The organism is Ferrimonas sediminicola (assembly GCF_005116715.1).
Classification (GTDB): Bacteria; Pseudomonadota; Gammaproteobacteria; order Enterobacterales; family Shewanellaceae; genus Ferrimonas; species Ferrimonas sediminicola.
On the sequence record NZ_SWCI01000011.1, the window covers coordinates 81,686 to 93,364 of the forward strand.

An 11,679-nucleotide genomic window follows, 5' to 3' on the forward strand; every position below is an offset into this window, starting at 1 on the left:
TTACGATGGCGGTGGCCTGGGCGCTATCGAGCGCTCTTGTTGGCAACCCCAACTACGTTGAATTCACACTGGCGGGGCAAACTGCCCCGCCGACAACTGTTGTTCAAAAGTCAGGTTCGGCTTCTAGCATCGCGTTGTCATCCGAAAAAATTGCGCGAGACTCCGACATCAAATCGTTCTTACCCAGCCGTCGCGCAAACTCGGCCCACACCACCTCGTAATCCGCTTCGCGGTCGCACTTATCAAAGGGAGCAACATAAGTAATGGTGCGCTCTACCTCACCACCGGGTTGGGTATCGTCCCAGTAGGTTTTGGTCACTTTGCCGCTGGTCATGGCACGAATGTCTTCCCAGCCTAGGGCCACGTTGTCGGCACATTGCTGGTTTAGAACACCGCTGATATCCGGCTGCATAGTGCAGCCCAGCTCATAGCCATAGTTGGTATCACGCCTATTGGCCTTGCGTGGCAAGCCAACTCCGGTGAGACCTTTGGAAGAGGTAAAGACAATACGACCAGTACGGTCATACCAAGTATCAATTTCATTTTGGCGCATTACCGGAAACTGGACACGATAGATTGTTTTCAACTCATCTAATGACATTCCCAATGCCATTGCCGACAAAACATCTATTTCCAATAAGGCTTGACGCCTTGCGTAGTCCGTTCTTAGAGCGTTTGTTCGTACCCATTTTGATTGTAGCGATGTGAAAAACTTATTCTCTAGTCGCGTATCGGTTCTTGCCCAATAATCCGTTTCAAATTCAGCACTAAATTCATCCGCCCATAATTTAGAGTACGGTTTAGTTAAACAAGTCAATGACAAAATCCGCACTTTTAACAACCTTTTTATTGTTAAGGGCAAATCTGGTAGAACCAGTTGATTTAGAAGGTCTCCCCGCATATCGCTTTTACCAGTGGACTTTATAAAGAAATCATATGGGACAGAGCACAACAGTGCACTCATCAATACCATTAGATCTTGGTCATAAAACACAGTTGAAAAGACACTATCTATATGTGCCACGCCTGGTGGGATAATCGTTGACATACAAGTCCTTTCCGAACTTGAGTTAATAGCCCTACGATTAATCAGGCGATAAAAATCCGTAACAGGCTGACTTTGCTTTGGGTAAAAGCAAAACAAACCGTCTGTGTCTGCCAACAAAACAAAATGATTCTCATGCCTTGAGTTTAGCTCTTGACCCCATTTTACTTTACGAAATCGAGACGAGTAATTATCTAATGTTCTTGCTGGTACAAAATTGCTACGCGGCAAGTACTCTTCTGGCAGGTCGATCAAATCAATTACGTCATAATCACCTTTGCTAGAACATGACCTGCGAGGGGTTTTATAAAATGGACAACCCACAAAGAAGTGAGGCCCTGACATAATGAAACTCTTATTCTCTTCCGCGAACCCGATTCTTTTAACTATTGCCTTTTGCTTTTTGACAGCATTTGTTTCGTCGAACATCACTGTTGAGGTCAGTTCATCCTCGTACTCCTTTAGATGTACTCTTTGCCTAGAAAATTTGTGTAGTACCTTTAATAACTGACTTGCGTGTACGCTGGGCAGTCTTGCTTCATTTGCGGGCGTACCTGCTGGATCATAAAGTTGTGCAAATAGCCTCAATGACTCTTTCGAGACTGAAATTATCCTGTCGGAATGACCAGTTTCATTCCATTCGCCTTCGTCCGTTTTAATACCGCCTACAAATCCGGAATCAGATGGTATGAAACATTGATCAACAGTCTTGGGAAAAAACAAATTGGATATGCTCAAAAAACTAACATCGTCAGTTTTTGGGCCATATACATTAACGCTATATCTCTTTCTATGAGCAATCGGAAACAGATTTTTTTGATTCTGATACTGAGTGTGCAAACGTAACCTGGAGTATATTTCACTTCTTAGCTTGCCACCTTTTGGATCGTCAAAGACACCTTCTGGATGAAGCAGTCCAATTACACCTTTCTCAGATGTCAACTGCCACGACTTAGGTATGAAACATCTAAACAAATCTGTTTGGACACCCTTTAACTCAGAATAATTCACAATCGCGTTAAGAAAGTTTTGTGTGGCCGTACTCTGTTCGTATTCTGCAAGATAGGTTGTTTTCAATAACGAACTCTCAGCCAAAGTTTTTGAGCGAATCATATCTAATTCAGATGCAGAATAGTCACCTATGACAAACCTTGGTTCATGGTCTCCCATTACCGCACCTTCTTTCCACTCCACCTTTCGCCAAGGCGGATTACCCAGCACCAGATCAAAACCACCGTCACCGGCTTTTGCACCGAAGATATCGGCAAACTCCAGGTCCCAATGGAAATAACAGTCCCGCGCAGCCAGTTTATGCACCAACTCGAGTCGAGGCAGGTGTTGGTAAAGCAACTTGGTTTGCAGTTCGCCTTTACCATTGATGGGGAACAGCGGTTGTTGCCGGGAGATTGGCTCTTCGGCCATATCAGCAAAGAGGTCATCAGTATGGTTGAGGCCTGCACCACCACTCCCTAGCGCCAATTGCCCTTGGGGCGCTCCTTCCGCACCCGCAGTTGGTTGCTCAACCTCGATAGCGCCCTTAACGATCAGCTCCAACTCATCGAGGTAAGTCTGGCGATTAGGCAATTGATCGGCACTGTCTATTGGCCAGAACCACAGGGCACACCAGTAGTCCATGATGGTTTTCAACTGATGATAGGTACTGCTCTTGCCCTGGTGCTGTTCATGCAATCGCTTTAGCGCCCGTTCCTTATCGGTAAGGTTGGAAACCCCCATTTCCTTATTGGGCCAGACATTAAGCGCCTCGCTGGAAATGCGGCGCTGTTTCTCCAGCTCCTGCTTATGCTGCTGCCACAGACTGTCGATCTGTTGACTCAGCTTCTGCAAACGGCTGATATCAGCTTGGCCAAAGCTGGCGATAAAGCCTTTGCGCCACTGCTTTATGGTTTCCAGCTCCGTAGGTTTCAGTCCTTTCACCGCGGTGTCGGTGTAGAGCGCCATGGCCGCATCAGGCAGCAGGTAGTGGTAAATGCCCTGCTCTGGCCGTACCTCGCCATGGGCCAAATTGATGGCAGCCTGGTTAAGCCAACTGGAGTCATCTTTGCGGCGATAGGTCAGCAGCTCGGGGGTAAACACACTGCGCCGCGCGCCCACCAGGGAGTTGCCACAGTACAGCTGTTTGCCGAAGTACGGCACAAAGTGGTTGTTACTGATGGCGTTAAGCCAGAGCGAGGTTTGCGCCAGTTCGGCGGCCACCGGGTTGAGATCCACCCCGTAGACATTAAGGTTGGTGAGCCGCATCTTCACCCGCTGCAGCTCCGCCGGATAATCCTCCTGGCTGATCCGCTCTTTGCGTGCCTGTTGCTTGCGCTCCAGGTAGGCAACCGCCAGTTGGTTGATGGCCTCGTTCAAGAAAGCGGCACTGCCCATGGCTGGCTCACAAACCGTGAGGTCGAGGATGGCATCGGCCTGCGCGTTGAGATCTTCGATGGGATCGATCTTCTCTTTGAACAGCTCTTTCAGGGCGTACTTCACCAGCGATTGGGTCAGCACTTCCGGGGTGTAGTAAGACGCCGACTTTTGTCGGTCGCGCCCGGCCATACGGTAGATGAATGTACCGGTGGGATAACAGCGATGCCTTCCTTCCTCATCGTAGACCCGCTGGGAAATCGGATAGTCCTGTTCGTTAAGCTGCCATTCGCGCACGAAGTAACCGGTATCGAGGGCATCTACTTTCTTACCGTCTTTCGCCACTTCGTACAGGGGCTCATCGGCAAAGAAGCCCTTGAACGACAATAGCGCTTCGTACACCGCCCCAAGTTGGTTGATACCAAGTTGGGCATAGGAGATCCGTCCCCTGCCCTTTTTGCCCTTCTCCTTGCTAAGGGACATCAGGTGGATCACCCGTTGCAGGGTCTGGTTGGTGAACTGGCAGCGACTAAGCAGTGGCAGTTTGCGGTCGTCGAACAGGAAGCTGTCCAGGCCTTCAATCATGAAGGCATCGGCGGTGGCATCGGTGGTGTCACCCTCTATCACCTTGTCACGTTGTTGCTTGTCCCTTTCAGCCTGGGTGGCAGCTTTGAAAGGGTAGCCATGGCGTACCAGGCGGAACAGCTGCTGCAAGCTTTCATGCAGATAGTAGCCTTCCCGGTCTTCCGTGGTAGTGAGTGGGATCATCTCCAGATCCCGCAGGGATTCGAGGCTGTAGCCGCTCAGGTACACCTGGTCAGCCGGAACCCGCTCGCCCTTGCCCGGCTTACGTCCACCGATGGGTACATAATTCAACTCTGGCCTGGATTCGACGTAGAACAGGAACAGCAAGCGGTACATGTAACGCAGCAGCTCAACACTCAGCTTGTCGGCGTTTGCTTGGTTGAGCTTAAAGCCGCTAGATCTACGCAGTTGTGGTGTAGCTTCATTGCCGAGCAGTTCGATACTTTCCCGCAGGGCGTATTTCAGGTCTTCCGAAACACCAAAGGCATGTTTGTGAGAGTTGTTGTCGAGATCGTCCAACAGATTCTGCCCCTGGGCCGGGCACAGGCTGTCTTTATGCAACAGCACCGCCACGGCTTTTAGGGCGTCGCTTTCCTTGCGACCCAGGAGCTCATCGAAATCGAACCGCAGCAAGCGGTTTTGCGACCACTTGGTGCGATCGAGCAACAACAATTGACGTTCACCCACCAGCAATAACCAGCGCGGCGGGTTTTCGGCATTGAAGATCTGTTTGCTGATGAGATCCTGCCAGCTCAGATCACTGTTGTTCTGCTTCTTCCATTTGTGCCATTGCTCCTGCTGCTCTTCGCTCAGTTCGGCTCGTTGTGTTTTGCTTAACCGTAGGCCAAGGGGGTCACTGTTGTCCCAGTGCGAGTCCAGCGCTTCGACCAGCCACAGATAGGGATGCCCCTGGGCATCGTTGTAACCGGCCAGCAGCGGTAGGGTAAGGCCGTCATCCAGTTCGACGGTTACCGGGGTGTTGTCGTAACCCAGCGCCTCCAACAAGGGTTGCCAGCGCTGCCGTTGCGCGGCCAAGACTCTATCGGGCTTCGTCAGACTTTGATGTTCGTTCAACTGAACAAAGAAGCCCTTGGCGAGCCGTCCCAGTTCACTATGGGGGGTGCGAAACCCGGGCTTAATAGGTAAACCCGTTGCTTCTCGTTGACTGTGCTCCCGCGCTTTGCTCTCTTCCTCGTGCTGCTGCCAGTTCGCCAGAACCCCCTTGATGTCCCCCTGGAAGATCTCACTCAGGTAGTGGCTGGAGTAAAAGTCGTTTTCGTTATGGATACCTGCCAGTGCCATGGCTATGCCTCCTCGCCGGTGAGTACCGCGATCACCTGGATGTAGGGGTTGGGATCGGTTTGCATGGTGTCTTTGATCCAGCTCTGATGTTCTTCGAACACGTTTTCAATGCGGCTGAGCGCCTGTTTCCGCGTGTTCTGCACCCGGGTCTCATGCAACTTGCTGTCAGCCAGGCTGAGTTCGAGTTGCTGTTGCTGGTTTTGACGCAGCTCCCGCAGGCGTTCCGTTTGGGCCATTAGCTGTTGATCAAGCTGTTGCTGGCGCTCATCACGCAGTTGGCAGAAGTGCGGTATGGCCTGATCAATGGCATCACCAAGCAGCCCTTGTTGACGCAAGGGTTGGCGTTCTGTCACTGGGTTGGCCAACTCCCACTGGTGGAAGGGATATGTCACGACGAACTGTTCGATGGATTCGATACCGGTGAGTTCGCCATGGTTGAAGCTGACCACCAACCACGGGTTCAGCACGGCATGGGAGCGGCGATTGGGGAACAGGCCGGAAAGGACAAAGTGATCTTCACCAGGAGCGAGTCGACCATTGGCACGCACTACCGGAGCTTGTTTGCGGCCAAAGTTGTAGCGCAGTTTGTCGCTGAGCCATTCCATTACCGGGTTAATGGCCCACAGGTATTGCAACTGCGGCCAGGCCTCATCGGTACCGCGACAACGCTTGATCTCCTTGTTGATATCGTTGATATCCTGGCTCAAGCGGATAGTGTACTTATTGGCTTCGGTGGGCTGGATCTGTTTAGGCAGCAACGCGTAACGGTGCTTCAGATCGTTGGGGGCTACCATCTGCAGGCTGTGGGTACCGGTACGCTCCACCTGGGGCGCATTGATGAGCTTCAGCCCCTGGAGACAGTAGTCGATGTCATTGGCGTAGAGGGAAAATCCATCATCGGTTTCTACTTCGGTTTGACCTTGGTTGGCGTTACTGAGGTAGAAGGCTTCGTCTTGCTCTTGGGCTGCGTTGCTATTGAACAACTCATCAAGGAAGGCGGCAGAGTCCTCTTGATTAGCCAGAGCATCCACGATAATTTGCTCTTCCGAGTCTTTGTCGTGGCAGCGGGTAAATTCCGACGCATCACCGATGTTGTCTTGTGCCTGCTGGTCTTTTTCAATCAGCACTTCCTGGATGCGTGCATCACCACGTATCTTTTCGTTTTCGGCAGTGGTCACCAGGTAACGGATCTGAGGCTGGTGCTCTTGTCCATAACGGTCGATACGACCATTGCGCTGCTGGAACACCATCAAAGACCAGGGAATATCGAAATGGATCATCTTGTAGCTTTGGTGATGCAGGTTGATCCCTTCCGACGCCACATCTGAGCACACCAACAGGCGAACCTTGGCATTCGCCTGGCCGAACTGCTCGACGGTGGACATCAGTTCGATGTCGGACATATCCCCGCGAAGCTGGCCAATTTGGTCGGGGTTGAGGTTCAGGTCCTCCTTCAAGCTTTCATAGAGGAACTTCAGCGTAGGAATACTCTCGGTAAAGATCACCAGGCGATCACTGGCATCGGTTTTCCGCCATTTCAGATCGTTCTTGATGGTGCCCAGCAGTTGCTGGTATTTGCCGAAATTGTGTTTGCCGATGTTGGCCAAGGCACTTTGTAAGCCATGAAGCTCATTGAGTTCGTTGACCAGGGCCTTGGTGGAGCCTTTCTCGTTTTGCTTCTGGAGTTTTTCCAGTCGCTTGCAAACTGTTTCAAAACACGCCATGGGGCTGGAGAACAGGGTTTTCTCAAAGCCGATTTTCAGTAACCGGCTGGTGCCCTTACGGCCCTCTTCCTGTTCAAACTTAGCATCGACTAGGGTGTCATAGACCCATTCTTCAGCACTGCTGGCAGGACATTCGACCACCTTGATTTCCCGCTCTGGGAATTCACCGGCGATCTGGTCTTTGACGTCTTTCTTAAATCGCCTAACGACGAGGTTCTTATCCTTGAAGTCGTCGTATTTGTATTTCTTGTGGTTAGCAATGGCTGTGGGATCCAGCATGTCCACCAGGCTGGCAAAGCTTTCTGGTTTGCCATCGTGGGGGGTTGCCGATAACAGGATCAGGGTATCGGAGCGATTTGCTAACAAGCTCGCCAAACGGTGGCGCCGTGAGCGGCTGCCCCGCAGTGCCACATTATGGGCTTCGTCGATGACGATGATGTCCCAGCGGGCATTCTCAAGGTGGTGGCGGTATTCGATATCCTGCTTGAGGGTATCGATGGAGATAATAGCCTTATCGTAGTAATTGAAGGGGTTGTGGTTGGCGGGGATCCGGTTACGAACGCCCTGCAGGCCGACAGAATCGAGACGGGTTAGCGGAATGGAGAAGCGGCTCCACATCTCTTTCTGGAACTGCGTGAGCATGGATTTCACTGCCAATACCAGTATTCGCTTACCCCGGCCTCGCCGGATCAGTTCCGACATCAAGATACCGGCTTCAAGGGTTTTCCCAAGACCCACGGCATCGGCGATCAATACTCGCTGCCTTGGCTGTCCTAAGGCGTTATACGTAGGTTCCAACTGAAATGGCAGTGTATCCATCGCTGCCTTGTGGCCAAGTTGGAGCGCCTGCCCGGTTGGAATACGCTCTCGCAGCTTGCTCTCGATATAGAGCTTTGAGGCGTTGAAGTTACTGCTATCGTCCTCTTGCAGTACCGTTTCTTTGGGGTCTAGGACGGTGATTTCTTTTTCAGCCAGCGTTAAGAAGCAGCTGTTTTTGCCCCGAACGATTTCAGAGACCCCATCGCAGGTGAGTAGTTGTCCGCCATCACTGCTGCGATCGACTTTGCGAATGGCCCATTCGGCATTGCGAATCTCGACCCGCATCCCTGTAGCGTAGTTTGCTTGTTCCATGTAGCACCCCGACAATCCATTTCGGATACACCAATTTGGTAGCAATTAACCTAAGCCATGGGGCTCTTTTAAACTGCCGCAGCTATCACACTTGTGTCCACTTATCGCTGGGAAAACAACCTAGTTGAGAAAATTTTAATTCGAATCAATGTTTTGGGCAGGTGCGCTATGGGGTTGAGTGGTTGGAGCAAGGAAGAAAAAGCGGCCGGATGAGTAACCGGCCTAGAGAACACAGTTTTGATGTTATTCGGGCTTAGGAAACCAAAGGTCCATATCAACTACACCCGCGTACCGATAAGCATGACAATAACCCTCATGTACGGGGACAAACATCCGCCCAAACTCATTCACAAATAAACGGCCACCTTGATGTCCTTTGGCGCGATAAGCGACTTGAGCTACGTCTCTGGCATTGTTTCGACCAATAGCTTTGCTAAGTCGATGGGTTCGCACCATTGCCCCCTCCAAACTGCGATGTTCAGTCTCATACTCAATGTCAGTGCCATCCGTGTTTACCTTGTAGCGCATCCCGACAGCAGGACCATGCCAATTTTCGCCAATTGCCAGTGTCAAATCGCCGTGAAACTCCTGGCCATCAAAAGTGAACTTGAGGGGTTCATGGTACTCCCCAGCTAAATAATATTCCGTATCGGCTCCATTACGGTTCGCCGGCACGATTACTTGCTTATATTCATTAATGTAAAAGCCCCCAAGTTCACCATCACCATATTGGCGCTTCACCTCGGCGACCATTGCACAGAGTTCAGGGTGTTTGCGATTTGCGAGCAGCAACTTCTCATCATCGTCAAACTCCATGATAAGTCGAATAACAACACCTCCAGGGTTGTGCCGATCTGAAACCAGACTGTACTTACCCGCTTTAGTTCGGAACTGACGGTTTCCATTGAACTTTGGAAATCCTGACATGCTACCTCCTTGTAGTTACCGTTTGATCTAGCTTAGAGAAACGTCTGGGAACTCCAAACCATGCTTTAAGTGACAAACAAACAGCAGCTGCCCTCTACCCCTGGCGAGCACGTGATTAAGCTGGTTGAGTTCAAATTTAGTAACTTTAATGCCCAGACCATGAAGCGCCTTGATTGAAGTGATTAATGCTTCTGCATCTTTGCCTTTGTTTGGATCGGACGCATTTCGCGTCGTTTTGACATAACACTCGCCATCGGCGTGTTTTCTTACGATCACTCCCCCCCGTTTGGCAGAGAATCTCCACGGACACATGTCTATACTCAGTCGATTCGGCGGATATACATCACCCGTTATGGCATTCTCACTCCACTTCAGCAACTGCTCTGCATCCATACAAGTCACTTCGCTTTGCTCTTGACTCGATGAGTCCCATTGCCCAAGGTAAGTAACTTGGGTGGGTGATTCTTTATTCCAGATCAGAATCATATTTTTTTCTTGGGTGATCTTAAATCGACCACCACGAGACAACCATTTGGATAACACCTCAGGCAAATTACCAGCAGTTACTAGGAACTGCCCTTCTCCATTTTTTACATTGCCTTGAGTATCTATCGAGAAAGGTAGTCCGGCATACTCTCCTGGGTATGGATCTCCTGGTTGTAGGAATTTGGGATCTATGGTGCTTTCTTTGGGGCGTGGTTGAGCCGGAGGGCCGGGTTGTGGCACTGGGTCATTCGCCAAATCCCAATGATAATATTGATTTTGCGCGATACCCGTTATCGTCGCCCAATCATGCTTCCGGTACACCTCTTCGTCCTTGGTCTTTCGGGCATAAAGAACCACCATTTTTGAGGTTTTGTCTTCGCCACTTTCGGTGCGGTGTTTTCTCAGTACGCGACCTAGGGTCTGAACCCTTTGCCGCACTGAGGATGATGAGGCAACGATGATGCCGAGATCAACAGCAGGCACATTGAAGCCTTCAATAAGTGTTTTGGCCGATACGATGACCTGGGCAATGTCTTTTCTGAAGAGCTCCAGTCCGGTAGAACGCAGTTGTGCTGGTAATTCGCTGTGATCCGCAATCACCCGGTAACCGGATAACTTTAAGGACAGGAATAGCTCATTCACTTGCTCGATACGCTCATGGAAGATAATGACCTTCGCGTTTGGATTGATTTGGAGTTCGCGCTCAAGGATCCGGTGGACAGCTTCAAAACGACTACGCATGCCATACAGTAACTCGTCCCTTTTTGCTGTGTTGCTAAGAATCCTTGCCGCAAGCGGCCCCGACTCTCCTCCTTTTTGAGAAAGCCGTTGCAGCCACCCCCAGAATGCTCCACCGGAAAGAGTCGAAGGTGGTAATGCATCTCTATCTTGACGAATTTGTCGAGACAGACGTTGATATTGCTGCTCTTCTTCATTCGTCAGAGGTAATCCTAAATGCTCGATCGAAAATTCGGGGATCAGCCCTTGATTCAAGGCTTGCAGTAGGCTGAATTCAAAAATAATGGGCCCCAGTTGTTGCCCAACGATCGATTCGTTGTATGACTTGTCGTCGTCTTCTGGAGTAGCAGACAACCCCAGAGAGTAGCGACGAGGTATTGTTAGTACTCGAGAACTTTGACTGGCTTTTAAGTGATGACATTCATCACCGATAAGCAAAAGTTTGTCAGCTACATCACTGGACGAAACAATGGCGTCCAACTTGGTTCGAGCTGAAGCTAATACCACCAGCAAGATGCGCACATCGCCGGTGAAATCTGACTTATACCCTCCACCTAGTCGTCCTATGCTTCTTGCCGGCAAATTGGACTTTTCAAGCAATTCTTCGTACCACTGATTGAGCAGGACGATCGTTGGCACAGCAATTACTACTCGAAGATTTGGCTCTCGGGCATTCTGCAAACGTTCAGCAATCGCCAAACCAAGCAAGGTTTTACCCCCGCCGGTCACGACCTTGACAGTGCCATTGCGTTCCTGGCGCCTTGCCCAGGAATCGATACACTGTTTCTGCCAATCGTAGAGCTTGATATCTCCGGTCAAGCACCATTTTCTTGGAACTAAGGACGTTTCATGACAGGACGGTTCACTGGCCGTCATCGCGACCTCTTGTGACGATTGAGAGCAAGACTCTATCGTCAGCAGTTGTTGAAGTTCCAACTGCTGCTCCGGCCCCCACTTTGCTTGACTCGGCTTATTGGTCATACGCCTCCATTAGCTTCAGCATGCATTAATCAAGTAGCATCAAAGACCACATAAATCATTGATCTAGAACAATAGCTTGTAAATGGCAATTTCACTACCTCACCTTTTGGCAGGGCTAAGTGCTGTGTTCCTTTCTTTTCTCCATTATTGGTTGTTTGCACCTCTGCTTAATGTTCATTTTGAACTCCTCACAACTTTCAGAGCAATTAACCATTTTAGTTACCTCTATCATGACTAAGCGATAGTTAACGACGAAACGAGTTGGTTGTAGTGGTCAACTAAATCCGGACACCTGTTTAGCCCGATTCTCGGCTTCCGCAGGCGGCACCCCATCATTGTGTTGGTGAGGGCGCTGCCAGTTGTAGTAGTCCATCAAGTATGCGGCGACGTCTC

Annotated in this window: 4 protein-coding genes; all 4 read right to left on the minus strand. The window is 50.4% G+C overall.

Features of this window, described 5'->3' with window-relative positions:
* Positions 1-103 precede the first annotated feature (103 nt).
* On the minus strand, positions 104-5,299 hold the full coding sequence (locus tag FCL40_RS14730; RefSeq protein WP_205729144.1) for a DNA methyltransferase family protein: 5,196 nt from the start codon (positions 5,297-5,299) through the stop codon (positions 104-106).
* 2 nt (positions 5,300-5,301) lie between these two features.
* The gene (locus FCL40_RS14735; protein WP_136854059.1) at positions 5,302-8,154 is read right to left on the minus strand and encodes a DEAD/DEAH box helicase; all 2,853 of its coding nucleotides are present in this window, start codon (positions 8,152-8,154) and stop codon (positions 5,302-5,304) included.
* 243 nt (positions 8,155-8,397) lie between these two features.
* Positions 8,398-9,081: a hypothetical protein gene (locus FCL40_RS14740; protein WP_136854060.1), complete on the minus strand. Its 684-nt coding sequence runs from the start codon at positions 9,079-9,081 to the stop codon at positions 8,398-8,400.
* A gap of 27 nt (positions 9,082-9,108) precedes the next feature.
* Positions 9,109-11,286, minus strand: a complete 2,178-nt coding sequence (locus FCL40_RS14745; RefSeq protein ID WP_136854061.1) for a DEAD/DEAH box helicase — start codon at positions 11,284-11,286, stop codon at positions 9,109-9,111.
* Positions 11,287-11,679 lie beyond the last annotated feature (393 nt).

Bases quoted from the DNA above. Each gene is read 5' to 3' on its own strand.
- FCL40_RS14730 (WP_205729144.1), bottom strand. From the start codon at position 5,299: ATGGCACTGGCAGGTATCCATAACGAAAACGACTTTTACTCCAGCCAC.
- FCL40_RS14735 (WP_136854059.1), bottom strand. From the start codon at position 8,154: ATGGAACAAGCAAACTACGCTACAGGGATGCGGGTCGAGATTCGCAAT.
- FCL40_RS14740 (WP_136854060.1), bottom strand. From the start codon at position 9,081: ATGTCAGGATTTCCAAAGTTCAATGGAAACCGTCAGTTCCGAACTAAA.
- FCL40_RS14745 (WP_136854061.1), bottom strand. From the start codon at position 11,286: ATGACCAATAAGCCGAGTCAAGCAAAGTGGGGGCCGGAGCAGCAGTTG.